The sequence below is a fragment of the Micromonospora sp. NPDC049662 genome, from assembly GCF_040675055.1.
Taxonomy (GTDB): Bacteria; Actinomycetota; Actinomycetes; order Mycobacteriales; family Micromonosporaceae; genus Micromonospora.
In genome coordinates, this window is the sequence record NZ_JBFAOC010000013.1 from 65,938 (window position 1) to 91,444 (window position 25,507).

At 71.1% G+C, this 25,507-nt stretch carries 17 protein-coding genes; 10 read left to right on the plus strand and 7 right to left on the minus strand.

Features of this window, described 5'->3' with window-relative positions; genetic code table 11:
• Positions 1 to 7 precede the first annotated feature (7 nt).
• Both AB0J36_RS13075 and AB0J36_RS13080 read right to left on the minus strand, forming a co-directional pair.
• Positions 8 to 2,182 carry an alpha/beta hydrolase-fold protein gene (locus AB0J36_RS13075; RefSeq protein WP_357169017.1) on the minus strand — a complete coding sequence of 725 codons (2,175 nt, stop codon included), beginning with the start codon at positions 2,180 to 2,182 and terminating at the stop codon, positions 8 to 10.
• A gap of 83 nt (positions 2,183 to 2,265) precedes the next feature.
• The gene (locus AB0J36_RS13080; protein ID WP_357125118.1) at positions 2,266 to 3,288 is read right to left on the minus strand and encodes a LacI family DNA-binding transcriptional regulator; all 1,023 of its coding nucleotides are present in this window, start codon (positions 3,286 to 3,288) and stop codon (positions 2,266 to 2,268) included.
• Between the two features lie 487 nt (positions 3,289 to 3,775).
• Between AB0J36_RS13080 and AB0J36_RS13085 the strand changes: the two genes are divergently transcribed.
• Entirely contained in the window at positions 3,776 to 5,299 is a 1,524-nt protein-coding gene (locus tag AB0J36_RS13085; RefSeq protein WP_357125116.1) for an alpha-N-arabinofuranosidase, read from the plus strand.
• Between the two features lie 242 nt (positions 5,300 to 5,541).
• Here AB0J36_RS13085 and AB0J36_RS13090 read toward each other — a convergent pair whose 3' ends face one another.
• Both AB0J36_RS13090 and AB0J36_RS13095 read right to left on the minus strand, forming a co-directional pair.
• Positions 5,542 to 7,059: an aldehyde dehydrogenase family protein gene (locus AB0J36_RS13090; RefSeq protein WP_357392601.1), complete on the minus strand. Its 1,518-nt coding sequence runs from the start codon at positions 7,057 to 7,059 to the stop codon at positions 5,542 to 5,544.
• Complete coding sequence (locus tag AB0J36_RS13095) at positions 7,056 to 8,282, minus strand: fumarylacetoacetate hydrolase family protein (protein ID WP_357125110.1); 1,227 nt, start codon at positions 8,280 to 8,282, stop codon at positions 7,056 to 7,058. The genes AB0J36_RS13090 and AB0J36_RS13095 overlap by 4 nt, the downstream gene beginning before the upstream one ends.
• A 119-nt stretch (positions 8,283 to 8,401) precedes the next feature.
• Between AB0J36_RS13095 and AB0J36_RS13100 the strand changes: the two genes are divergently transcribed.
• Entirely contained in the window at positions 8,402 to 9,247 is an 846-nt protein-coding gene (locus tag AB0J36_RS13100) for an IclR family transcriptional regulator (RefSeq protein ID WP_357125107.1), read from the plus strand.
• A gap of 45 nt (positions 9,248 to 9,292) precedes the next feature.
• Here AB0J36_RS13100 and AB0J36_RS13105 read toward each other — a convergent pair whose 3' ends face one another.
• The gene (locus tag AB0J36_RS13105) at positions 9,293 to 9,916 is read right to left on the minus strand and encodes a TetR/AcrR family transcriptional regulator (RefSeq protein WP_357125104.1); all 624 of its coding nucleotides are present in this window, start codon (positions 9,914 to 9,916) and stop codon (positions 9,293 to 9,295) included.
• Positions 9,917 to 10,005: 89 nt separating this feature from the next.
• Between AB0J36_RS13105 and AB0J36_RS13110 the strand changes: the two genes are divergently transcribed.
• The gene (locus AB0J36_RS13110) at positions 10,006 to 10,569 is read left to right on the plus strand and encodes an ester cyclase (RefSeq protein ID WP_357125101.1); all 564 of its coding nucleotides are present in this window, start codon (positions 10,006 to 10,008) and stop codon (positions 10,567 to 10,569) included.
• A gap of 71 nt (positions 10,570 to 10,640) precedes the next feature.
• Here AB0J36_RS13110 and AB0J36_RS13115 read toward each other — a convergent pair whose 3' ends face one another.
• Both AB0J36_RS13115 and AB0J36_RS13120 read right to left on the minus strand, forming a co-directional pair.
• Entirely contained in the window at positions 10,641 to 11,180 is a 540-nt protein-coding gene (locus AB0J36_RS13115) for a MarR family transcriptional regulator (RefSeq protein ID WP_357169009.1), read from the minus strand.
• A 7-nt stretch (positions 11,181 to 11,187) separates the two neighbouring features.
• Positions 11,188 to 12,435 (minus strand): FAD-dependent monooxygenase, encoded by a 1,248-nt coding sequence (locus AB0J36_RS13120; protein ID WP_357125094.1) that lies wholly within the window; start codon positions 12,433 to 12,435, stop codon positions 11,188 to 11,190.
• 99 nt (positions 12,436 to 12,534) lie between these two features.
• Between AB0J36_RS13120 and AB0J36_RS13125 the strand changes: the two genes are divergently transcribed.
• The 7 genes from AB0J36_RS13125 to AB0J36_RS13155 all read left to right on the plus strand — a co-directional run bounded on the left by AB0J36_RS13125 (position 12,535) and on the right by AB0J36_RS13155 (position 25,451).
• A complete protein-coding gene (locus AB0J36_RS13125) occupies positions 12,535 to 15,489 on the plus strand; it encodes an AAA family ATPase (RefSeq protein ID WP_357125091.1) in 2,955 nt (984 codons plus the stop codon).
• A 98-nt stretch (positions 15,490 to 15,587) separates the two neighbouring features.
• Positions 15,588 to 15,731: a hypothetical protein gene (locus AB0J36_RS13130; protein WP_355236120.1), complete on the plus strand. Its 144-nt coding sequence runs from the start codon at positions 15,588 to 15,590 to the stop codon at positions 15,729 to 15,731.
• A 13-nt stretch (positions 15,732 to 15,744) separates the two neighbouring features.
• Positions 15,745 to 21,936 (plus strand): S8 family serine peptidase, encoded by a 6,192-nt coding sequence (locus tag AB0J36_RS13135; RefSeq protein WP_357398536.1) that lies wholly within the window; start codon positions 15,745 to 15,747, stop codon positions 21,934 to 21,936.
• Positions 21,937 to 22,055: 119 nt separating this feature from the next.
• Entirely contained in the window at positions 22,056 to 22,673 is a 618-nt protein-coding gene (locus AB0J36_RS13140; protein WP_357125085.1) for a TetR/AcrR family transcriptional regulator, read from the plus strand.
• The gene (locus tag AB0J36_RS13145) at positions 22,670 to 23,341 is read left to right on the plus strand and encodes a VC0807 family protein (protein ID WP_363660523.1); all 672 of its coding nucleotides are present in this window, start codon (positions 22,670 to 22,672) and stop codon (positions 23,339 to 23,341) included. The genes AB0J36_RS13140 and AB0J36_RS13145 overlap by 4 nt, the downstream gene beginning before the upstream one ends.
• The gene (locus tag AB0J36_RS13150; RefSeq protein ID WP_363660524.1) at positions 23,338 to 24,552 is read left to right on the plus strand and encodes a nucleotide disphospho-sugar-binding domain-containing protein; all 1,215 of its coding nucleotides are present in this window, start codon (positions 23,338 to 23,340) and stop codon (positions 24,550 to 24,552) included. The genes AB0J36_RS13145 and AB0J36_RS13150 overlap by 4 nt, the downstream gene beginning before the upstream one ends.
• Positions 24,549 to 25,451 (plus strand): DUF6597 domain-containing transcriptional factor, encoded by a 903-nt coding sequence (locus AB0J36_RS13155; protein ID WP_363660525.1) that lies wholly within the window; start codon positions 24,549 to 24,551, stop codon positions 25,449 to 25,451. The genes AB0J36_RS13150 and AB0J36_RS13155 overlap by 4 nt, the downstream gene beginning before the upstream one ends.
• Positions 25,452 to 25,507 lie beyond the last annotated feature (56 nt).

A 25,507-nucleotide genomic window follows, 5' to 3' on the forward strand; every position in this document is an offset into this window, starting at 1 on the left:
CAGGCTCCTAGCGCTTGAACAGACGGGGCGCCAGGTCGATGAGGTTCTTCTGCCACACGTCCCAGCCGTGCGGTCCGGGGGTGACCCCGTCGAACTCGTAGCGGATACCGAGGGCGTCCATCGTGGTCAGCGAGGCCATGAAGCTCGGGTACACGAAGTCGGTCTGGTCACCGACGTAGAGGCGCAGCATCCTGGTGCCGTTGTTGATGGCCGCGACGTCGACGCCGGTGCCGCTGCCGAAGCCGGCCGAGAACGCCGCGACGTAGGCGAACTGGCCCGGATAGGCCTTCAGCACACCGAACGCCTGCCCGCCGCCCATCGACAGCCCGGCGAGGGCCTGCTGGGAGGGGTCGCTGGAGACGTGGTACCGGGACCGGGCCGCCGGCACGATGTTCTCCAACAACTCCCGGTTGAAGTTCGACGAGTTGCCGTTGCCCATCACGACGACCATGGGTGTCAGGTCCCCGTCGAGGAACTGGTGGTCGAGGATCTGCTTGGCCCGGCCCATCTCGACCCAGTCCGTGTAGTTCTGCCCGCCACCGTGTTGGAGGTAGAGGACGGGATAGGGCTGTGCTCGCTGCGGGTCGTACCCGGGCGGGGTCCAGACCAGCGCGGTGCGGTCCTGGCCGGCCACCGTGCTGGTGTAGGTCATGCTCTCGACCGTGCCGCCCTGGCCCGCCGGCACGTCGGTCAGCAGTCGGGCCGCAGGACCCGGGACGAGGAAGGTGCTCCACATCGGCTCCGTGGTCACCCTCGTCGGGTTGGAGACGTCCTTGAACGGCACCCGGTCGACGATCAGGCGGTAGTAGTAGAACCAGGGCTTCAGCGGCCCCACGGTCGCCCGCCACCGGTCGCCGTCACGCGTCAGCGGCACGCGCAGCCAACTGCCGCCCGGCGCGATGTTGGCCCACACGGTGACGTGCTGGGCGTCCGCGAAGTCGGTGGTGGTCTCGAAGGTGACGAACCCGTCCGCGGTGACGAAGGGCGTCGGGGTGGTGCCGGCCGGCGGAGGCGAGAACTCGCCCGTGAACCGGCCGTGGCCCGGGCTCGGCCCGTGGTCCGCCACGTGCCGGAACAGCCGTGGCACGAAGTCGACGAGGTTCTCCTGCCAGGTGGTCCAGTTCCCGCCGCCGTCCGGGTTGACCCCGTCGAACTCGAACCGGACGTCGGCCCGGTCCAGCGCCTTCGTCAGCCGGTAGGTGGTGTTGTAGGCCGGGTCGGTCACGTTCCCGGTGTAGAGGCGCAGCAGCTTGAGGTGGTTGAGCGCCGTGGCGTCCCGGCGGTCGATCGTCGGGGTCGACGTGCCCGAGAACCAGCCGACAGAGCCGAACTGGCCGGGCTTGGCGAGGGCCGCGCGGACCGCCCGCGCCGCGCCGTCGGTGACACCGGCGATGGCCTGGTGGGCCGGATCGCGAAGGACCCGGTAGTTGTCGCCGACCGCCTTGCGGAGATCCTTCAACTCCCGGTCGTCCGTGCTGTCGGCGATCACCACGACCATCGGCTGCATCGCGCCCGCCGCCGAGAGGTTGTCGAGGATCTGCTTCGTGCGACCGAGGTCGAGCCAGTCGGTGGCGGCCACGCCGCCCCCCGACTCCAGGAAGAGCGTCGGATAGCCCTTCGGCTTCTTCGCCGCGTACCCGGGTGGCGTCCAGACCAGGGCCGAGCGCTGCTCGGCGCGAACCCGGTAGGTCAGCGTCCCGACCGTGCCGCCGCTGCCGGCGGGCGCGTCGGCCAGCCAGCGCGCCGACTCGCCGGCGACCAGGAAGGTGCTCAGGAGCGGGTCGGACGCCACTCCCGCGCTGTTGGTCGGATCCTTGATGGTCTTGTTGTCGTCGGCGGTCACCTGGTAGCGGTACAGCCCGGGCGTCAGCGCGCCGAGCACCCCGGACCACACGTCACCGCGGCGGGTCAGACCGAACTCCGCCCAGGTGGCGGACGGGCCGAAGTTGCCCTCGACGACCACCTGCGAGACGGTGCCGAGGCGCTCCTGGACGTACGCGGCCGGCACGCTGAACGAGGCGTAGCGGTCCGGGGAGACGTCCAGCCACGGCGTGTCCGCCGCCGCTGCCGGTTGCGGCGCGAGCAGGGCCGCCGCCAGGGCGACGACTCCGGCGCTGAACACCGCCGCGAGCCGGCGTACGCCGAGGCGGCGTCGGCGCCCGTGATAATGTTCGGTTGTCACGCTCCACTCCTTTCCTGTGCCGGCAGCGGATGCGACCCGCTGACCAGCTCAACCCATCGGTGGATCTCGCCGTGCGGTAGCGCTCACCTCCTTCGGTCCCTCGCCGGTGCTGCGGTCGAGCCACGGACCACGAGGTTGGTCGGCAGGACTATCTGGTGCGGCTCGTCCCACTCGCCGGTCACCAGTGACTTGAGCATTCGCGCGGCTTCGTACCCGAGCTGGTACATCGACTGGTCGACCGTGGTCAGACCCGGAACGGTCGACGCCGACTCGGGGATGTTGTCGAAGCCGACGACGGACAGGTCCTGCGGGACGGAGAGCCCCAGTTCCCTGGCGACCTCAAGGACCTTAAGCGCCATCCCGTCGCTCGCCGCGAAGATCGCCGACGGCCGGTCCGCCCGTTGCAACAGGGCGCGCGCCAACGGAACGGCCGACTCGGGATTGAAGTCCCCCCGGCCGATCAACGTCGGGTCGACCGGGATACCGGCGGCGACGAGCGCCGCCCGGTAGCCCTCCTCCCGGGACCATGCCGAGGCGAGGCTGTCGCGACCGGCGATGAAGCCGACGCGTCGGTGGCCCAGGTCGAGCAGATGCTCGACAGCGGTGGTGGCGCCGGCGAGGTTGTCGGCCATGACCGAGGGCGCCGTCGCGCCGCGCACCGGGTCGATGGCCACGACCGGCGTACGGCTGCGCATCTCACCCCAGGGCGTGACGACGATGCACCCGTCGGTGAGGGTGCCCGACAGGCGGGTCAGGTGCCGCTGCTCCCAACCCTCCGAGTAGGACCCGTAGAGGTCGCTGTTGGCGTAGATGATGAGGTCGAAGCCGGAGCGGCTGAGCGCCTTCATGACCCCCTTGAGCACCTCTGCCGTGTACGACTGGAAGCTGTGCGCCACGAGGCCGAGGACGTTGGTGCGGCTGCGCCGCAGGCTCGAGGCCACCAGGCTCGACTCGTAGCCGAGCTGTTCGATGGCGGTGCGGACCTGAGCGATCGTGCGGGCGCTGACGCCGTAGTGCCCGTTGACGACGCGCGAAACGGTGGCGGTGGAAACGCCGGCGATCCGGGCGACATCACTCATTGTTACCGGCGCATTGGCTTCGATCATGCCGCTCTCTCTGGACTGCAATCGTTATCGGTTACGTTTCCAGGATGTTGCCAACGTAACCGACCACGATTGCGAACACAAGACCTCTTCATCCCCGCGCGAGAGCCGGCAGCGGGTCCTAACGGGATTGTGCAAGGTGGACTTCCCGGGGTGCAAAGCCGCGCCATTTCGCGCACGCGATCTACCCATCGACAACGGGACGGCACGCTCTGTCAGGCGCCATTCCGGAACGCGGTGTTCCCTCCGGGGAGCATGATCGGTAACGTTTACATCGATCGCGAACGTAATCGATGATCATGGCGATGTCCAGAGCTCGCACCGACCCACCACCCCCGGGTCCCCGGCGCCGCGACACGGATCCCGACGTCGGAGGCCTCCTCCGAGAGGAGCCCGCCCTGAACACCCACCTCGACGCAGCGCCGCACCCACTCCCCCACCGCGCCGCCTCGCCCGTCCAGCCTCGTCCGGGCCAGCCGGGACGGCTGTCGTGAACACCGCACGCCTGCTCCTGGACCCGCGGCGACGTGTCGCACCGGTGCCGCGCCGGATCTTCGGCTCGTTCGTGGAGCACCTGGGCCGCTGTGTCTACGGCGGAATCTACGAGCCCGACCACCCCAGCGCCGACGCGGACGGCTTCCGGGGCGACGTCCTCGCGCTCGTCCGCGAGCTGGGCGTCACGACGGTCCGCTACCCGGGCGGCAACTTCGTCTCCTCCTACCGCTGGGAGGACGGCGTCGGCCCGGTCGAGAAACGACCGGCCCGGCTCGACCTCGCCTGGCACAGCCTGGAGACCAACGCCTTCGGGCTGGACGAGTTCATGCGCTGGGTCGGCAAGGCGGGCGTCGATCCCATCATGGCGGTGAACCTCGGCACCCGGGGCACCGCCGAGGCTGTCGACCTGCTGGAATACGCCAACCACCGGGCGGGGAGCCACCTCGCCGACCAGCGCCGCGACAACGGCGCCGCAGACCCGTACGGGATCCGGCTGTGGTGCCTGGGCAACGAGATGGACGGCCCGTGGCAGGTGGGCCAGCGAAGCGCGACCGAGTACGGGCGACTCGCGGCGCAGACCGCGAAGGCGATGCGCCGCTTCGATCCCGACCTCGAACTGGTCGCCTGCGGCTCGTCCCATCTCGGCATGCCGACCTTCGGGAGCTGGGAGCGCGACGTGCTGACCGAGGCGTACGACGACGTCGACCTGATCTCGCTGCACGCCTACTACCAGCCGGTCGACGATGACCTGCCCAGCTTCCTCGCCTCGGCCGAGGACATGGACAGGTACATCGACGCCGTCACGGCCATCGCGGACTCGGTGGGCGCGATCCGCCGGTCCACCAGGAAGATCATGATCGCGTTCGACGAGTGGAACGTGTGGTACCAGTCGGCCGCGCCGTCCACCCCGCCCAGCGGCGAGGACTGGCCGGTCGCGCCGCCGCTGCTGGAGGACCACTACAGCGTGGCCGACGCCGTCGTCGTCGGTGGCCTGCTCATCAGCCTGCTGCGGCACAGCGACCGGGTGACCGCGGCGTGCCAGGCCCAACTGGTCAACGTCATCGCGCCGATCATGACCGAACCGGGAGGCTCGGCCTGGCGGCAGACCATCTTCCACCCGTTCGCCCGCACGGCCCGGCACGCCCGGGGGGTCGTGCTGGACGTACTGCGCGACGGCAGCACCACGACCACCGACCGCTACGGCGTCATCGACGCGGTCGACGCGGTCTCCACCTGGGACGACACCGCCGCCGAGATGACCGTGTTCCTCGTCAACCGGGTCGTCGACACCCCCGCCGAGGTGACCGTCGACCTCGCCGGCGCCCAGGTGGGCGAGATCATCGAATGCGTCACCGTGGGCGGCGCCGACCTCGATGCCAAGAACACGGCCGACGGCCCGGACCACGCCGAGCCGCGCCCCAACGACACGGTCCAGGCGAGCGACCTCGGCGTCCGCCTGACTCTCGCGCCCGCGTCGTGGACCATGCTGCGGCTGCACGTCACCGACGTGACCCCGTAGCACACCCCGGCCGCGCAGCCCCGGCTTTCACCAGGGGGTGCGCGGCCGGGGATTCCCCACCACGGGGAGTACGGAGAATCGCGTCGACGGTCCGGCCAGGACCGACACAATTGCGGCCGAGGAAAACGCGGTGAGCGCCTGTCGAATTGGCGTGCGGAATCTCGGTCCGCTCTATTTCGCGACGGAATCCACGCGTCAGCGGCGGGTGTCGTAAGAATGCACCCGAGAGACCGTCGACGCAATTATTCGACCGCTGGCGTCAACCTCCCGTCGATCCGCCGCACAATCGCGGTGTACTCGTCGCGCAACTCCTCGGGAAGCACCCAGGCCGGCGCGTCCTGCCATGCCAGCGGCCGGAGGAACCGTCGGATCGACGTCGCGCCCACCGACGTGTGCACGGCGTTCGTCGACGGCCAGGGCCCACCGTGGTGCTGGGCCCAGGACACCCGGACACCGGTGGGATAGCCGTCGAAGACGATGCGACCCGCGCGGGCGGAGAGCACGTCGACCAACCCACGGACCACGTCGGCGTCGTCCTGCGGGCCACGGTGGACGGAGCCGGTCAGCGACGGCGGGACGGCGTGCAGCGCGGCGTCGAGGTCGGCGGTGTCGTCGTACCGGATGACGATCATGAGCGGCCCGAAACACTCGTCGGCGATCTCGGCGGTCAGCCCCGGCAGGTCGACCTCCAGAAGCCTCGGCGCGACGGCGAAGCCCGCGCCGTTCTCGACCCGCGGCTGCGCCGAGACGCGGACGCCGGCCCGCTCGAACTCGGCCGCCCGGATCTCGTACGCGTCCCGGATGCGCTCGTTGAGCAGGATCGCGCCGCCGGAGCCGGCGACCCTCTCGCGCAGACCGTCGACGAGCTGGTCACCGCCCCGACCGGCCGGCACGAACGCCAGGCCCGGCTTGGTGCAGAGCTGGCCGCCGGAGGCGGTGAAGGAGGCGAACAGTCCCTCGGCGATCCCCTCGGCCCGGTCGGCGGCCGCGCCCGGCAGCACGACGATCGGGTTCACGCTGCTCAGTTCGGCGTACAGGGGAATGGGATCGGGTCGCTCGTCGATGGCCGCCTGGATGGCACGGGCGGCGTTGACCGAGCCCGTGAGGGCGGCCGCACGGATCGCGGGGTGCCGCACCAGCCAGCGACCGGCCCGCTCCCCGTAGACGACGCCGATGACGCCATCGGGCCCGCCGAGGTCGCGGACGGCCGCCTCGATCGCGGCGGCGGACGCGTGCGAGGTCAGCGGATGCGACGGATGGGCCTTCAGGACCGTGGGGCAGCCGGCGGCGAGCGCGGCGGCCGTGTCCCCGCCCGCGACCGAGAAGGCGAACGGGAAGTTGCTGGCGCCGAAGACGGCGACCGGCCCGAGGGGTACGAGCATCCGCCGCACGTCCGGACCGGGTCCGAGTGGGGTGTCGGCGGCGTGGTCGATGGCGGCCTCGACGTACGCGCCGTCGCGGAGCACGTCGCCGAACATCCGGAACTGGACCGCGGCCCGGGTGAGCTCGGAGTCCAGCCGCGCGTGGGCCAGCCCGGTCTCCGCCTCGGCGGCCGCGACCAGGTCCTTCCGACGGGATTCCAGGGACGCGGCGATGGCGTCCAGCAGCTCCGCCCGGCCGTGCCTTCCCAGGTCGGCCAACCAGCGCGTCGCCCGGGACGCCTGGCCGGCGACCACGTCCACCCCTGACTCGTCGGTCTCGGTGAGATCCGTCGCGCGGCGCTGGCCGTCGCGCGGATCGACCGTGCTGACCACGTTCACAGCAGTCCCCTCCTTGCCAGATTGCCCATGAGGTCGCGGATGCCGAAGTGCCAGGGCTCGCACTCCTGGGCGTGCCGCACCCGGTTGACCAGGGTGCCGAGCGCCGGGCAGCTGATCCGTACCACGTCGTCGACCTGGTGGGTGAAGCCCTCACCGGGGCTACCCCGGTCCTGGATGGGCGCGAACATGGTGCCGAGCATCAGGGCCGCGCCGTCGGGATAGTGGTGGTGCGGGCCGATGAGCTGCCGCACCAGGTCCTCCGGGTCGCGCGACATCCGCGTCATCTCCGATACCGCCTCGAGCCGGAAGTCGTCCGCGCCGTGGACTTCCAGGCGGACCTCGAGTTCGCGCACCCGTTCCAGGCCGAACCGGTCGTCGAAGAGCCGGATCAGGGGACCCAGGGCGCAGGAGGCGTTGTTGTCCTTCGCCAGGGGAAGCAGCAGCGCCGAGCGGCCCTCGATGTCGCGCAGGTTCACGTCGTTGCCCAGGGTGGCGCCGACGATCCGGCCGCTGGACTGGACGATGAGCGTGATCTCGGGTTCCGGGTTGTTCCAGGTCGACGCGGCGAGCACGCCCACGTCGACGGCGGTGCCGACGGCGGAGAGGATCTGCCCCTTGGTGAAGATCTCGGCGTCCGGACCGATCCCCACCTCCAGGTACTGGCTCCACATGCCCTCGGCGACCAGCAGGCTCTTGAGTCGATCGGCCTCGGCCGAGCCCGGTTCCAGGTGGTGCAGGTCGACGCCGATGTCGGCGAACATCCGTTGCCGGATGTCCGCCGCGAGCGCCAGGTCGCCGCGGGCCCGCTCCTCGATGACGCGCTCGATCATCGAGATGGGAAAGGTCACGCCGGCGGCCTTGAGCGCGTGCAGGTCGACCGGGGTCAGCAGCCAGGGCCGGTCGCGGTCGCGGGTCGTGACCGCCGTGTTGGCCAGGATCTCCCCGAAGTCCCCCACCCGCGCCCCGTCGAGCCCGACCACGGTCGCGGCGGGGTCGGGCAGCTCGCAGATGTCCCGGACGGTCGCAAACCGGTGGCTCAGGTCGAGGACCTCACCGTCGCGGACGACCACGGGTGTGGGGCCGCTGACGGACGGATCCCAGATCCGGCCAATCAGGACGCTGCCCGCGTCGTCCGGCAACGCCTCGGCGGCGGTGCCGACCCAGTCCTCGCGTCGGGGTTCGTCGGCGGTCCCGGAACGCGAGGGCCTGTCGGTCGTCGTCAATTCGTCGCCCCGGCGAAGCCGATCCGAGCGCACCACTTACCCATCGTCGCTCCACCGTTACAAGTCGGAGTCAAGCTCATAAATTGCAACGATCGTAGCGACATGTGCAACGTTGTCAAGTGGCGGTTGCGCATCGCGTCATCTACATTGCACATGATGCAACGGAAGCGGCGACGCCGCGCCGTGCGAGGGGAGACACAGCCTTGGCGCAATCGATCCGCCGCGCGATCGACCTCATCCGTCGATCGGCCGAACGTCCGCTGTCCCTGACGGAGGCCGCGGACGTGCTCGGCGTGCACAAGTCGACCGCCCTACGGATTCTGCACACCCTGGAGTCCGCGCGCTTCGTGCGCCGTACCGGCGCGGGCGCCTACGTGCTCGGCAGCGGGCTGATCGAGCTGGCGGACCTCGCGCTCGGCTCGATGGACCTGCGCCAGCCGGCCGCCGCGCACCTGCGTGCGCTACAACGCGAGACCGGCCACACCGTGCACCTCGCGCAGCAGACCGGCGACGAGATCATCTATATCGACAAGGTGGACAGCCCGGCGTTCGACGCCGTCAAGCTCCCCTCCCGGGTCGGGCGCGCGGTGTCGATCTACGCGAGCGCCGTCGGCAAGACCATCCTGGCGTACCTGCCCCCTGAGGATCGCGAGCGGCTGCTCTCGCATGTCGTCTTCGAGAGGTTCACCGACACCACCTTCGCCGACCGCGGCGCGCTCGACGCCGAACTCGCCGCCATCCAGGAACGCGGCTGGGCCGTGGACAACGGTGAGCACGACACCTACGTGATGTGCGTGGCCGCACCGATCAGGGATTCCCGAGGGCAGGTCATCGCCGCCGTCTCGATCACCGCGATCGAGGTCATCGCGAGCCTCGACGAGCTGCGGAGCAATCTGCCGCTACTGCTGGAGACCGCCGACCAGATCTCGTACGAGATCGGCTACCCGCGGCCCTCCGCGACCTGACCGCGCCCCCGCCGTCCGGTGTCGCCACTGCGGAGGCGGCCCACCTCAGGGTAGGTCGCTGAGCGTGGACCGGACCTCGGCGGCGAAGAGGCCCGCCGGGTCGAACGGCATGCCGGTGAAGTGCCCGGCGACCTCCAAGCTGATCACCCCGTGCACGCGGGTCCAGAAGGTCAGCGACCGGCGCATCGACTGATCTTCACCCGCGTGCGCGAAGGCATCTCGCACCGGGGCGAAGATGCGGCGGGCGAGTTCGGTGGCCTCGGCCGGAGCGGCGTAGCCCGGCACCGGTGTCCCGTACAGCAGTAGGTAGCGGTGCGGATCGCTTCGGGCCCAGTCACGGATCACCGTGGCGATCGCGGTCAGCCGGTCGCGTGGGGTCGCGCCGGCGCCGGCCGCGGCCTCGACCACGTGTGCCAGGTCGCGGTAGGCGGCAAGGATCAACTCGGTGAGCAGGTCGTCGCGACTGGCGAAGTACCGGTAGAGAGCCGGTGCGGTCATCCCCATCTGCTTGGCGATGGCCTTGAGCGACAGCCCCGCCGCGCCGGCCTCGGCGAGTTGCTTCCACGCGTGTGCGCGTACCTCGGCCTGCACCTGCCGCCGATAGCGCTCGCGCGGCCCGACAAGCGACTCCGCCGACTGCTCACCGGCCGTACGGGTCTGGTCCGCCATGCCATACCTCCCCTTCGCGTTGACATCAGGTTACTGCAGTTATATGGTGTAACGGAAGCGAACGACTGTTACCCACCTGAGGAGTCACCGTGAAGCATCTCCCCGCAGCCACCATCGCCACCCTCCTGATCGGCGGCTCGGCGCTCGCCAGCGGCGCCGTACCCGCTCTGGCCGGCGGCACGGCCTTCGCCCACCAGCAGCCCGACGAGCACGGCACCGCCGGTCAGGCGCGGCAGGTGACCCGCGCCTGGGTTCAGCTCTGGAACGGCGACTACACACAGGCCGAGCGCATCATCTCCCCGGACGTCCGGGTGAGGGCCGCGCTGCTCGACGGCGGCGACGGCAGCGCCGTCAAGGGTCCGCACGGCATGGCCGACCTGGTCGGCCAGATCCGGTCCGCCTTCCCCGACCTGCGCTTCACCGTCGAGGTCGGCCCGATCATCGACGGTGACCACGTGGTCGTGCGATGGGTCGCCAACGGCACGTACGGCGGAGGCTTCCCCGGCGCGACCGCCGCGCCCGGCACCCGGGTCCGCTTCACCGGCACGGACACGCTGCGCATCAGGCGTGGCCTCATCACCGACTACTGGCTCAACGCCGACACTCTGCTGCTCGTCACGCAACTCAAGGTCACGGCGGCTCCCGAGCGGTAGGTCACCGGTCCGCATCCGTGCGGGCGGGACACCGACGGTGCGCGCTGCGATCGACCGCAGCGCGCACCCGGCTACCCGCGGCCGTCCGCGGACCCGGAGAGCGACGGCCGTTCACCGGCCTGACCGCGTGCCCGCTGCGCGGTGTCGCCACCACGGAGGCGGTCCAACTCGGCGAGGTACATCGCCTGCATGCGGTCATAGTGCCGGACCAGCAGCGCGACCTCCTCGACGCTGTAGCCCTCGACGAGTCGTTCGGCCCCCTCGGCGAACCGCTCGTACGGCCGCGTCAACTCGGCCATCCGCTCCGGGCGCAGGGTGACGATCACCCGCCGCCGGTCCGCCGGGTCACGCTCGGCCGTCACGTACCCCGCCTGCTGAAGCCGGCGCAACATGCTGGTCACCGCTCCGGTGGTGAGGTTGGTCCGCTCGGCGACCTGCCCCGCGGTAGCGGACCCGACGTCCGCCAGGTAGTCCAGGCACTCCAGGTCACTCACGGTCAGGCCCAGCCGGTCCGCGATGGCGTACCGGAACACCATGGAGAGCCGGGACATCTCCCGCCCGGCGCGCATGAGGTCGGCGATCGCGGACGCGCGGGCCGGCACCTGGGACATGCCGCAATCATGCCTCCGGCACGGTCACCCGGTGCAGCCGAGGTAACAGGCGGGTCAGCACCCAGTGTGGTGCGGTCGCGCCCCCGGTGAGACGGCGCATCAGCCGGCCGGCGGTGTCGACGGCGCGGAAGGCGTAGGGCACCATCTCGTCCTGGTAGGCGGCGATCGCCTCCTCCACCGCCCGACCGGTCGCCCGAGCCTCGAGCAGCCGGCGGCCGAGCAGGGCCGCGTCGCGGAGCGCGGTGTTACCACCGTGGGCGCCGAACGGTGGCATGACGTGTACGGCGTCGCCCATCATCGTCGCCCGGGGCACCGCCCACCGCTGCGGGCGTCGGCCGGTGGCGAAGAGGTTGAGCACAGTGGCGTCCAACTCGGCCGTGGCGACCACCCGTCGGATGAGCGGGTGGAAGCCCGTGCTCATCCCGGCGGCCAGTCGCCAGAGCGCCAGCAGGTCGCCGCGGACGCCGATGGGCACCTCCTCCTGCGGTAGCAGCAGTCCCCACATCACGTAGTCGTCGCCGGTGGGCGCGTAGCTGCCCGGGGCCAGCCGCGCGAACGCCTCCCGTGGCCTCTCGCCGAACCGCATGGAGGTGAAGAAGAAGGCGAGGCCGGGTCGATCGGCGATGGCCAGGACGCCGCTGTCGCGCAGCGCGTCCGGGATCATGCTCTCCCCGTTGCGGCGCAGGGGCGACCGGCCGTAGATGCCCGCCATCGGCGCGCTCGCCGGGGCCGCGTCGGGCATGAGCTGCGCCCGCAGTGCCGAGCCCACGCCGTCCGCGCCCACGACGACGGTCGCCGCGACGGCCCCACCGTCGGAGAACCGCAGTCGCAGCCCGGCCGGGCCGCCGCTGTCCACCGCGACGGCCTCCTTGCCGTAGTGGATCCGCCCGTCGAGCCCGGTCTGCAGGATCGAGCGCAGCGTCAACCGATCGACCTGGCGGGTCGCGTACGGCTCGTCCTTGAAGGCGATGGTGAACGCGTCCCGGAGTCGGCTGTCGGTGAAGCGGAGGTGTCCGCCGGGCTCGTCGCCGGTGGCCAGCGCCAGGTTGTACAGCGGACGGGGCAGGCTCTCGCGCAACGCCGCCAACCCGTACCGGTCGAGGATGATCCGGTAGCCCTGCCGCCGGACGAAGGGGCCGGGGTCCCGCTCGTAGACGTGCGCGTCGATGCCGGCTCGCGTCAGGTACTGGGCGAGGCAGAGACCGGAGAGGCCGCCGCCGGCGATAGCCACCGAGAAGTCCGTCGATATGCCCATGCCGTTATCTTAATGACTAAGATGATTTTCGCAAGGTCGCCCGCGACCACCGGCGGCGATGGTCTTGTGTCCACGCGCCGAAAAGCGAGATCATCACGCATGCTCGACGCCTCAAACGAGGACGACGGGATCGCGCCAACCGTCGCCACCCCGCGCTTCGTGGGTCGTGACCGGGAGCTGGCGGCACTGCGGGGCGCCCTGGCCCGGCCACCGGCGATCGTGCTGGTGGAGGGCGAGGCGGGCATCGGCAAGAGCCGGCTGCTACGCGAGTGGCACTCCGCCCCGGCCCGGCGCACCGCCCTGGTGTCGGTGTGCCCACCGCTGCGCGAGTCGCTCACGTTGGGGCCGATCGTCGACGCGTTCCGGGGGATCGACAGTCCGGTGTCGCGGCTGCGGCTCACCGCGCTCGCGGGCGCGCTCCGGCCCCTGTTCCCCGAATGGTCCGCGAGCCTGCCGCCCGCGCTGCCGCCCCTGGACGACGCGAAGGCGGCCCGGCATCGACTGTTCCGCGCCCTGGAAGAGCTGCTGCGGGCGCTGCGGGTCGACGTCCTCGTCCTCGAGGACGCGCACTGGGCCGACGAGGTGACGCTGGAGTTCCTGCTGTTCGTCATCTCCCGACAGCACTCGGACGGTCCGAGCCTCGTCATCTCCTACCGGCCCGAGGAGGTCGACGACGGATCGCTGTTGCTACGGCTGACGTCCCGGCTGCCCGCTGGCGTGACGCAGCTGAGGATCGCCCTCGCGCCCATGCGACCCGACGACACGGCGGCGCTGGTCTCCTCCATGCTGGACGGCAATCCGATCTCGCAGGAGTTCACGGCGTTCATGCACGAACGGACCGGCGGCGTCCCGCTGGCCCTGGAAGAGTCGGTCCGTCTCATGTGCGATCGGGCCGATCTCGTCTTCCGCGACGGCCAGTGGGTCCGACTGAAGCTGCGCGAGCTACAGGTGCCGCCGACGGTGCGCGACTCCACCCGGGAGCGGGTGAGCCGCCTGTCGCCCACGGCGCAGCAGGCGTTGCGCGCCGCGGCGACGTTGGCGGAACGGTCCTCGGCGGCGACGATCGCGATGACCGCGGGCCTGTCGCCGGCCGCGTGCCGGGCCGCCATCGCGGAGGCGGCCAACGCCGGTGTCCTGGACGGAGACGACCGCGGCAGGTGGCGCTTCCGGCATGTGCTGGCCGCCACCGCGGTCTACGAGTCGATTCCGCTGACCGACCGCAGACACGTTCATCTGCTGGCCGGGCGCGCCCTGGAGCACCTCCACCCGCCGCCCGTGGCGCGCCTCGCCCACCACTTCCGAGAGGCCGGCGAGACCCCGTCCTGGGCGCGGTACGCCGAACAGGGCGCCGAGTTGGCCATCGCCTCGGGCGACCACACCAAGGCGGTCGACCTGCTTGTCGACCTGCTGTCGTGGGCCGTGCTGCCGCCGGTGGACCGGGCGCGGGTCGCCCGTATCGCCGGAGTCGCCGCCCTGGGCCGCCGGGAAGAGGTCGACCAGGTCCACCACCGGGTGATCCGTACCCTGCGCTCGGTGCTGGAGACCCCCGGCCTCTCCGCCCGGCAGCAGGCCGAGATCCGCAACCCCCTGGGTCGGCTTCTCATCACCGGGGGTGAGGCGCAGGCGGCCCTGCGCGAGCTGGAGCAGGCGGTCGCCAACCTCGACCACGACCCGGTCGAGGCGGCTCGGGCGATGACCTACCTCGGCTGGGCCTACGCGGGACCGTGGCCGGCGTCCACCCATCGGCGATGGCTCGATCGCGCCGCCGATCTCACCGCCCAGATCGACTCCCCCGCCGAGAGGCTGAACCTGGCCGGGAACCGCGCCGCGGCGTTGCTCATGCTGGGCGAGGAGGAGGCGTGGGAGGTCGTCGCCGACCTGCCCCTCGGTGGCTCGACCTCGGCAGAGCGTCTCGACGTGGCCCGCATCCACACGAATGTCGGTACCGGCGCGCTGATCTGGGGCCGGTACGCCGACGCCGAGCAACACCTCGACGTGGCCATGAGTCTCGCCGAGGTCGAGCAGGCGTCCCGGTTGCAGCACAACGTCCGACTCGAACAGGCCAACCTGGCGTGGCTCACCGGTCGGTGGGACGGCCTGGCGGAGACGAGCGCGGCACTCGCCGAGGCCGACCGGGACCGGCCGGCGCACTACCTGGGCAGCGTTCGCCTCGCCGCCCGCCTGGCGGCCGCAGCCGGACGGCGGCGGGTCGCCGAGGAGCAGTTCCGACTCGTCCTCGAGGAGTCCGCCCGTCTCGGCGCGGCCGACGACACGATGGAGGCCGCCGCGGCGCTGGCCAGGTTGTGGCTGACGGACGGCAACAGCGGCCGAGCCCTGCGAATCACGAACGAGCCGATGGAGACCGTCCGGCGAAAGGGCGTCTGGGTCTGGGCGACCGACCTCGTCCCCGCCCGGATCGAGGCGCACCTCGCCGCCGGTGACCTGACGGCCGCGACCCGCCTGACCGACCAGTTCGCCAGGGGACTGCGCGGTCGTACGGCGCCCGCGCCGCGCGCCGCGCTCACCGTGTGTCGTGCCCTGCTGCTCGCCGCGTCCGGGGAGCACGCCCGCGCGGCGACGGCGTACGACCGCGCGGCGCGCGCCTGGAGCGCGTTGCCGCGTCCGTACGACGCGCTGCGCGCCCGCGAGCGCCAAGCCGAAGCGATCATCGCGCAGGGCCGGACCGAGCAGGGCGGCGAGCTGCTGGCGGCACAGTACGAGCGGCTGTTCCGGCTCGGCGCCCGCGGCGACGCGGACCGTGTCGCACAGCGGCTTCGCGAACACGGCGCCGAGGTCCCGCGACTGTGGCGCGGCGGCCGACGCGGGTACGGGGACCAGCTCTCACCCCGCGAGCTCGACGTGGTCCAACTGGTCGTCGCGGGCAAGACGAACCGGGAGATCAGCCGGATCCTGGCCAAGTCGCCGGCCACGGTGGACCAGCAGCTACGCGCGGCGATGCGCAAGCTGAAGGTGAGCAGCCGGACCGCGCTCGCGGTCAAGGCGGTGGAGGCCGGTGTGTTCGCCGAGGACGAATCCCTCGACAACGCATCGTGAATTTTGACGTATCCGCCGGATAGCTAAGGCCACCCGGCTCACCGAGCATGAGTCCATGATCCATAGCCCATGGGCGATGAATGCCTGAGCGTCCCGTCGTGCCTGACGACTCCGCCCTCGAACACCAGCCGCCACCCGAGCGGCTCGGCGAATCGCGCGTCACCCCGCGCGACGCCTCCGACGTACGCGACGCCGACGGTGCCGTCGACCACGAGAGCCACGACCCCTACCAACCCCTGTAGGCGAAGGACCCCGATGAGATTCAAAGCCCTCGCGGCAACGCTGGCCGCAGCGGTCGGCCTGAGCATGCTCCAGCCGATACCGGCGTCCGCCGCCGAGCCGGATCCCGGCACGGCGGCCAGGAAGATCGCGCCGACCCTGAAGGACCGCTTCCGCACGCAGCCGGCCTCCGACTTCTGGATCACGTTCGACACGAAGCCCGACCTCGGGCCGGCGAAGAAGATCGCCGACTGGACGGCCCGTGGTCAGTTCGTCTACGACGCACTGGCCACGGCGTCGAAGAGCTCCCTGGCCTCCGTCTCCACCGAACTCGACCGGGCCGGGGTCAAGTACACCCCCTACCCGATCGCCAACGCCGTACTCGTCAAGGGCGGCACCGAGAAGCTCGCTCTCGACGTGGCCGCGCGGGTGCAGGTCGCCGAGATCCACGCCACGCCGCAGGTCGCCCTGGTACAGCCCGTGGAGCAGAAGCTCCCCGCTGACCAGGCGGCCCGACCCGCGGCCCCGAAGGCCGGCGCGGACGACACCGTCACGTGGGGTCTCGAGGCCATCCACGCCCCGCAGGCGTGGGCCATGGGCGCCACCGGCGCGGGTATCACCGTCTCCAACCTCGACTCGGGCGTCCAGTTCGACCACCCCGCCCTGTCGCGTCAGTACCGTGGCGCGAAGCCGGACGGCACCGTCGACCACAACTACAACTGGATGGCCACCCGGGGATCGTGCTCGGCCGCGCCGTGCGACGACAACGGACACGGCACGCACACCATGGGCACCATGGTCGGCGTCGACGGCACCGACCACGTCGGCGTCGCCCCGGACGCGCAGTGGATCGCGACGAACGGCTGCTGCGAGAGGACCGGTGTCGAGTCGCTGCTGCGCTCCGGCTGGTGGCTGCTCGCCCCGACCGACCTTGAGGGCAACAACCCCGACCCGTCCAAGCGCCCGCACGTCGTCAACAACTCGTGGGGCCAGGACGTCGAACACAACTTCGACGACTTCTTCCAGGCCATCGACGAGGCCTGGACCGCCGCAGGCATCTTCAGCACCTGGTCGTCGGGCAACACCGTGCCGTACGCGGCCTGTGACACGGTCTCCTCGCCGGGCTCGGCGGCGACCGCCTACTCCGTCGGCGCCTACTCGGAGGACGGCACGCTCGCGGCGTTCTCCCGCAAGGGCGCGGGTGAGGGCGGTCGGATCAAGCCCGAGATCTCCGCGCCGGGTGTCAACGTCCGCTCGTCCTATCCGAACAACAGCTACGTCGAGATGGCCGGTACGTCGATGGCGGCACCGCACGTCGCCGGCGCGGTCGCGGCGCTCTGGAGCTACGACCCGACCCTGATCGGGCAGGTCGACGAGACCCGTCGCCTGCTCGCCGAGTCGGCGACCGACGTCGACGACACCGAGTGCGGCGGCACCGCCGAGCTCAACAACAAGTACGGCGAGGGCCGGCTCGACCTCGTCCGCCTGCTCGAGCTCGCGCCCCGCAAGGGTGGCACCCTCACCGGTGTCGTGACCGCCAACGGCGCCCCGGTCCCCGCCGCCGAGGTGACGATCAGCGGGCCGTTCAGCCGGTCGATCGGCACCGACAAGGACGGCCGCTTCACGACGAACCTGCCGGTCGGCGACTACCAGCTCACCACCAGGGTGTTCGGGTACCTGACCGCGACCGCCACCGTCGCTGTCACCCTCGGCCAGGACACCTCCGTCACGCTGCCGCTCACGGCCGCCGCGAAGCACGACATCGGCGGCCGGGTCGTGGACGACAGGAAGCGGCCCGTGCCGAACGCGGACGTCGCGATCCGGGACACGCCGCTGAAGCCGGTACGCACGGACGCCAACGGCGCGTTCACGATCACCGGTGTCCCCGAGGGCGCGTACAAGCTGGCCGTCACGCCCAACTCGTGCTTCTCGCCGAAGACGCTCCCGCTGACCGTGGGAGCACAGAACGAGTCGCCCGAGATCCCGGTCGGGCTCGTCGTCGACAAGGGCGGCTACAGCTGCGCCGTCACCGAGGGCGAGTACCTGCGCGGCACCGAGCAGGTCACCTTCGGCAGCGGTGTGTGGGCGACGGTGAAGCTGCCGTTCCCGATCGCGCTGTACAACGGCAGCCACGACACCCTCGGCGTCGGCCTGCGTGGCGTGATCGCCCCGGACGGCAGCACCGGTCCCGGCTACGGCGGCGCGGGCGCCTTCCCGTTCTACATGGAGAGCCCCGCCGAGTTCGCCCCCGGCGGCGGTGTCTTCACGGCCGCCACCAAGGTCAACGGTGAGGACGCGTTCGTCGTCGAGTACCGCAACACCAAAATCTGGGCCTACCCGACCCGGTCGGAGTACACCGAACCGGTCAACTTCTCGGCCACCTTCACCCGCTCGGGCACGATGATCTTCGGGTACGGCGACGGCGTCGGAACCGACGACCCGGTGACCGCCGGCGCGAACGCCGTCACCGGCATCCAGGGCTGGGCCGGCGTCGACGGCATCCGGTTCTCCGATCACGCCCCGGTGCTGCGCGACGGGATGATCGTCACCTACGACCTGCCGGACTTCGGGTACCTCGACGCGACCGTCGTGGACAAGAACGACGGGTTGCCGGTGGCCGGCGCCAAGGTCTCCTTCAGCACCAAGGACGGGCTCGTCGAGGCCGTCACGACCAACGGAACCGGTCTCGTGCACCGCCAGCTTCCGCTGGGCGACTACACCATGACGGTCGAGGCGCCGAACTACACGACCGGGTCGTACCCGTTCTCGCTCGACAAGCTCTACGCGCAGGCCAAGATCGACGCGCGTCTGACCACGGGTGTCGCCGGTCTGAAGGCCGACGGCCTCGAGACGCTGTTGGGTACCGACCAGAACGGCGTCGGCTCGCTGACGCTGACCAACACCGGCTCCGCCCCGCTCACGTACGACCTGGGCGAGGCCGCGCGGCACCCCGAGCTCGACGCCACCGGCGCCACCGCGCGTACCGGCGTGGGCGCGGCAAGCACGATCGACCTCGCCGGCTGGAAGGCCGGTGCGAGCGGCATGAAGCCGTCAAACGTCGACGGCAAGCCCGCCACGCCGAGCCTCGCGGAGGCCCAGGCGGCAGCCAGGGTCGGCGCGACCTCCGGCGGAGACGTCATCACCCGGATCGCCATTCCCGGCACGATCGCCGAGAAGGAGCCCTCCGGCATCGGGTACGACGGCGACGTCTGGGTCCACGACTACAACGCGCGGACCAACACCGCCTACACGGTGACCGGCAAGAAGACGTCGAAGGTCTTCGACGCGTCGTGGAACCCCGCGTACCGGGCCTTCGACATGGCGCTCGACACCAAGACCGGTGACATGTGCCAGATGGAGGACAGCCCGGCCAGCTACATCCACTGCTTCAGCCGGGAGACCGGCAAGGAGACGCGGCAGATCAAGGGTGACTGGTCCACGCTCCAGCTCACCGGCCTCGCCTACAACCCGGCCCGGGACGTGTTCTACGTCGGTGGCCGGGCGAACGGCATGATCGGGACGGTCGCCGGCACCTCGCACGACAACCCGGGCGCGCTGCTGTCCTTCTGCACGCCGCCGCTGCCCGAGGTGATGGGCCTGGCCTACAACCAGGCGTCCGACACCATCTGGTACACCGACCTCACCTCGAACCGGCCCACCCGGCTGTTGCAGGTCGACCCCGACGACTGCTCGCTGGTGAACGCGTGGTGGTTCCCGGGCCAGAAGGTGGGCCAGGGCGGCGGCCTCGAGACCGACTCCACCGGCGCGCTGTGGGCGGCGGACCAGATCGCCGACGACGTCGTCCTCGTCGACGTCGAGGACGACCTGCTCACCGACCTGCCGTGGCTGTCGCTCTCCTCGACCGGCGGCACCCTCGCGCCGGGTCAGTCGACGACCGTCCAGGTCTCGATCTCGTCGAAGGACGCCAAGCCGGGTGTTCTCGGCGCGAACATCGTCGTGCGGTCCGACTCCGGACGCCAGTCCAAGACGTACGTGCCGGTGACGCTCACGACCACGAAGTACCAGGTCGGCGTCAACGCCGGCGGCGCGAAGCTCACCGACGGCACCGGCTACACGTGGTCCGCCGACCAGCCGGCGAGCAAGAAGTCGTGGGGCTACGAGGGCAAGACGAAGGTCACCTCCACGAAGGCCCCGATCGCCGGCACGACGGACGACCTCCTGTTCCAGTCGCAGCGCAGCACGCCGGAGAAGCAGTTGTTCTACCGCTTCCCGGACGCGCCCAAGGGCACCTACGCGATCGACTTCGGCTTCGCCGAGATCGAGAAGGCGCCGAAGGGCAAGCGGGTGTTCGACGTCCTCGTGGACGGGACGCTGACGAACTACGCGTACGACCCGGCCGCCGCCGTGGGACCGAACACCGCCGACTGGCGTACCGCGGTCGTGCAGCACGACGGCGGTCCGCTGACGGTGGAACTGCGGGGCTCGAAGGGCCTGAAGGCCCCGAGCATCGCCGCGCTGCGGGTGACGCTCGACCCGCGGGCGGACGCGGCGGAGCCGGATCCCCAGCCCGAACAGCCGGACCCCGGCCCGGTACCGGTGGCCCCCGCCGGTCGCTCGTACTCGATGAAGGTGACCGAGGGGCTCTACCGCCAGGGCACCCAGGAGTCCGGGTGGCTGGGCGACGACCTCTGTGGCCCGTTGTGGTTCAGCTCCGACTACCTGCAGCCGTTCTACGACACGGCCTGGGACGGCGTGTGCGTCACGACGAACGGCACGCTCGTCTTCGACCGCGCCGCCACGTCGGGCAGCAACACGGCGCTGCCGTCGCCGTACCCGATTGACGCGATCTACCCGTTCTGGGACGACCTCGTCGTCGACGACGAGGCGGGTATCTACTTCGGCACGACCGAGGTGGACGGAGTGGCGGCGCAGGTCATCGAATGGCGGAACGTCACCTTCTTCGCTGACCCGAGCGCCCGGGTGAGCTTCTCGGTCACCCTGATCGCCGACGGACGGATCCAGATCGGGTACGGCGAGGGCGTCGGCGGCGACAACCCCCTCACCAAGGGTTCGTCGGCGACGGTCGGTGTGGAGAGCCTGAACCGCAACCCCGCGGGCCAGTACTCCTTCAACGAGCCGGTCCTGAAGGCCGGCCTGGGGCTGGAGTACACGCTCCCGGCCGCGGGCACGATCGAGGGCACGGTCACCGACAGGAACGACGGCAAGCCGATCGAGGGCGCGGTCGTCACGCTCAAGGGGCCGGCCGGTGAACGGGTCATCACCACCGACGTGAAGGGCCGGTGGAAGGCCCAGGCGCTGGTCGGCGGAAACACGGTGCAGGTGGAGGCGCCGAACTACGTCACCGCCAGCCACCCCGTGACCATCGCCAAGAAGGACCAGGCCGAGGTGGTCGACACGGCGCTGACCACGGGCATCGCCACCGTCGCCGCAACTGACCTCGACTGGCTCCTCGACAAGGGCCAGCAGGCGACGGCCGACGTGACCGTCACCAACACCGGTTCCGCGCCGCTTCAGGTGCGGGTCAGCGAGCAGAAGCGCACCGACGACGGTGGGCACGAGGCCGCCGACCTGCCGTGGCTGACCCTCACGGGCCCGGCCGCGACCGGCCCGGTCACGCTCGCGGTCGGCACGTCGACCACGGTCACGGTGACGGCCGACAACGCCGGCATCAAGCCCGGCGTACTCGTCGGGGACGTGCTCGTGGCGTCCAACGCCGGCAAGGGTGAGAGCCAGCTCAAGCCGGTCCGCCTGGCGACGTCGGCCTACTGGAAGGGCGTCGACGCGGGCGGGTCCGGGTACGTCGACGCCTCGGGCTTCTTCTGGGCGCCCGACCAGGCGCTCGGCTCGCGGCAGTGGGGCTACGTGGGCGGTAAGGCGCACACCACCAAGGCCGACATCGCCGGTACGACGGACGACGCGCTGTTCCGCACCCAGCGGACCGGCGACACGTTCAGCTACGTGTTCAAGAACGCCCCCGCCGGCACGTACCGGATCGGCCTCGACTTCGCGGAGCTCGAGAAGGTCAAGGCCGGCAAGCGCGCCTTCGACGTGCTCGCCGACGGCAAGGTCGTGCTGTACGACCACGACGTGCAGGCGAAGGTGGGCGCGCTGACCGTCGATGCGAACACGGTCACGGTCGAGCACCCCGGTGGCGATCTGACAATCCAGTTCACCCGGGAGAAGGGCGAGGGCGATCCGATCCTCAACGCCCTGAAGGTGCAGGAGGATCCGCGCCTGAAGAGATAGCCGCGCACTGGTCAGAGCCTCCCCGGCGACGTCGCCGGGGAGGCTCTGCCGTTTCCGCACGCGCTGCGGCGATCCCTACGCCCTTGACGGGAAGCCGGCCTTCTGCTGAACTTTTATCTATGCAGATAACACCGGAGGTCGATCGAAAGACGCAGATTCTGGAGGCGTTCGTCGAGCTGCTGGCCGAGCACGGCTACGCGGGGGCGACGTTCGCGCGGATCGTCGAGACGGCGCGACTCAGCAGCACCCGGCTCATCACGTACCACTACGACACCAAGCAGGAGTTGGTCGCCGCGGCGTTGCGCCACATCGTCGACCGGGCGCAACAGGTCATGGTCCCGGCGATCGAGGCTGAGTCGACGGCACGTGGCAAGCTCGCCGCGTACCTACGCTCGAACTTCCGCTTTCTGGGCGAACGACCGGCGTACGCCCGCGCGGCCGTCGAGATCGTCCGCAACCTGCCCAGGGACACGGCGGATGCGGATGCTCGCGAGGACGTACCCGTGATGCTGCTGGCGCACCTCTTCGTCGCCGGCCAGGAGTCCGGGGAACTGCGCACGTTCGATCCGGTGGTGATGGCGGTGACGGTCCGCGCCGCCGTCGACGCCGCCGTCGAGCGGTTCGCCAGCGGTGGCGGATTGGACCTGGCCGCCTACGCGGAGGAGTTGTGCGCGCTCTTCGACCGCGCGATCGCCGCCGAGCCGGCCACGAGGGATCGCGGGGAGGTGCTTCGGTGAGGCCGGTCAGGAACGACACCCAGCCGACGCCGACTGCCGCCGGGCGTACGAGCGAGCGCGCGCGCCGCGCTCTGGTCGGACGAATCGTCGTCGACGTGGTCCTGCCCCTGCTCGTCTACTACGCGCTTCGCGCCTTGGGCGCCGGCGTGCTGGCCGCCACCCTGGCCGCGGGGGCGGTCCCCGCGGCGAACGCCGCCCTGGTCGCCGCCCGCAGCCGGCGGATCGACGTCGCGGGCCTCGTCGTCGTCAGCCTCTTCCTGGCGGGGGGCGCGCTGAGCGTGGTCACCGGGGACGCGCGGCTGCTGTACATCAAGGACGGCTGGCTCACCGGCCTGCTCGGCGCCTGGGTGCTGCTGTCGCTGGCCATGAAGCGGCCGTTCATGCTCCACCTCGGCACGGCCATCGCCACCGCGAAGGTCGGTGATGAGGGCGCCGCGGCGTGGCAGCGACGCTGGACCGACGATCCCGTCTTCCGGCGCCGCCTGCGCCTGGTGAGCGTGGTGGTCGGCGTCGTGCTGATGCTGGACGCCGTGGTCCGCGTCGCCATCGCGTCAGTGATCGACCTCGACGCGGTCGCGACGGTCACCAACGTGCAGTACGTCGTCATGCTCGCCGGCCTGCTGTCCTGGTTCTTCTGGTACACCGCCCGACACGGGCTGCGCGCATGAGCACGAAGGCCAGTGCGCACGTCGCCGTCCTCGCCGTCGGGGCCACTGGTCACCTGCTGCCCGTCCTCGACGTCATCGAGGAGTTGCGGGCCCGCGGGCACCGGGTCACCTGTTTCGCCCCGGACGGCGCCGCACCCGCCGCGCGACGTGCCGGCGCGCACGTCGTGACGTACGAGTCCACGCTTGTCACGCGCCCGTCGTCGACGGTGCCGCCGGCTGATTTCGCGGTCTGGCTCCCGTTCGTGCTCCTGGCGGAAGCAGCCGCCGTCGTCCCCCAGATCATCCCCGTGCTGCGCGGCGACGTCCCCGACGTCCTGCTCTACGATCGGGCCGCGCATCCGGCCGGCCGCGCGCTGGCGCAGTTGCTGAACCGGCCGGCGGTGGCGATGTTTCCGTCCTTCGCACAGGGGCCGGCGTGGTCCTTGGCCGCGGCCACCGGGCAGGCGAGCGTCCTGGACCCCGCACATCCCGCCTTCGCCCCGTTGCAGGACCAGCTCGACCAGTTCTCCGCGCGCTGGGGACTGGAGCGCGGCACCGTACGCGACCTGGCCGAGGCACGCGAGCGGCGATCGATCGCGTTCCTCCCGCGGTGGTTTCAGTGCAACGGAGAGGGCTTCGGCCCGGACCACCACTTCGTCGGACCGTGCCTGCGCTCGCGGCTCGGCACCGGACCGGCAGTGCGCGAGCGCCTCGTGTACGTGAGCGCGGGCACCGCGGCGGCCGAGCCCGAGGCGCTACGGCCACTGATCCGAGCGGCGGCCGCCGCGGCGCCCAACCGCCGGGTGCTCGTGTCCACCGGCGGGCTCCCGATCGCCGCTCTCGGGACGCTGCCCGACCGGGTCGAAGCCCACGAGCACGTCGACCAGCTCGCCGCGTTGGCGCAGGCCGACCTGTTCGTCACGCACGCCGGGATGGGCAGCGTCATGGAGTCCCTCTGGTTCGGCGTTCCGATGGTCTGCGCGCCGCGTACCAGCGAACAGCACGTCGTCGCGGCACGGGTCGAGGCTCTCGGTCTCGGGGTGAACCTGTCGAACGGTGCTGGTCCGAACAGCGACGTCGAGGCCCGCATCCGCGACCTCCCGCACGATCCGACGATCCGTGAGCGCCTGCGTACCGCATCCGCGACGGTGCGGGCGGCGGGCGGGCGTCGAGCAGCCGCGGACGCGGTGCAGGGGGCCATCGCGTCCGACGGGGATCAGGTCCGCGCGTGAGCGCAGGCGAGTCCTACGTTGAGCTTGCCCCGCTGCCAGGGCTGGTCGACCACCTTCGGACCGTGTGGGTGCAGACCACCGGGACGGCGCCCTACCTGCAGCGGCACCTGCCCACCGGTGGCGCGGAGCTGCACTGGCCGCTCGGCGGAGAGCCACGCCTGCTCGGCCCGTTGACCGGACCCCGGGTCGAGGTGATCCCCGCGTCGACGATCCTGCTGGGCGTCCGATTCCATCCGGGGGCACCCGTTCTGATACCTGGTGGCGTCGGGGACCTGCTCGACCGGCAGGTCGCGCTGGACGAGCTCGGTCACCGGTGGGTGGACCGGCTCGGCGAGGCCATTGCCACCGCCGTCACACCTCGGGCGGGGCTGCTCGTCCTGCAGGAATTCCTGCTGCGCCGCACGCGGACCGCTGGCGGGGATCCCCTCGTTCGCGCGGCGGTACGCATGCTCATGCCCTGGGCGCCGCGTGAGATCGGCGTCGTCGCCGACCACCTCGGACTGTCGGTCAGCCAGTTCCGTCGCCGCTCTGTGTGGGCGGTGGGAACGGGTCCGAAGTCGTTGCAGCGGACGCTGCGGTTCCAGGGTTTCCTGGCGTTGGCGCAGTCGGGCACCATGGCGGCCGGACGACGCGGGGCCGACGGAATGGTGGGACTCGCGGTCGATGCGGGGTACGCGGATCAGGCCCACCTGAGTCGAGAGGTGCGGCGTCTCAGCGGGCTGACGCCGGCCGGACTGCTCGGCGCACAGGTCGACCGGTGCTCGTGCGGGCACGACCACACCGCGTCGTACGCGCCGTTCCTCGCGGCTCGATCGCCCGAGAAAGTCCAGGTCGGTGGAGACGCAGACCACGTGACGGTGCGCGATTCGTTCAAGACCGGTAAGCGCGTCGCTCGATAACGTCCCCCTCCGTGGCAGGCCGGCACCTACCCGGTCCCGCGACGAGTGAGAGGCGA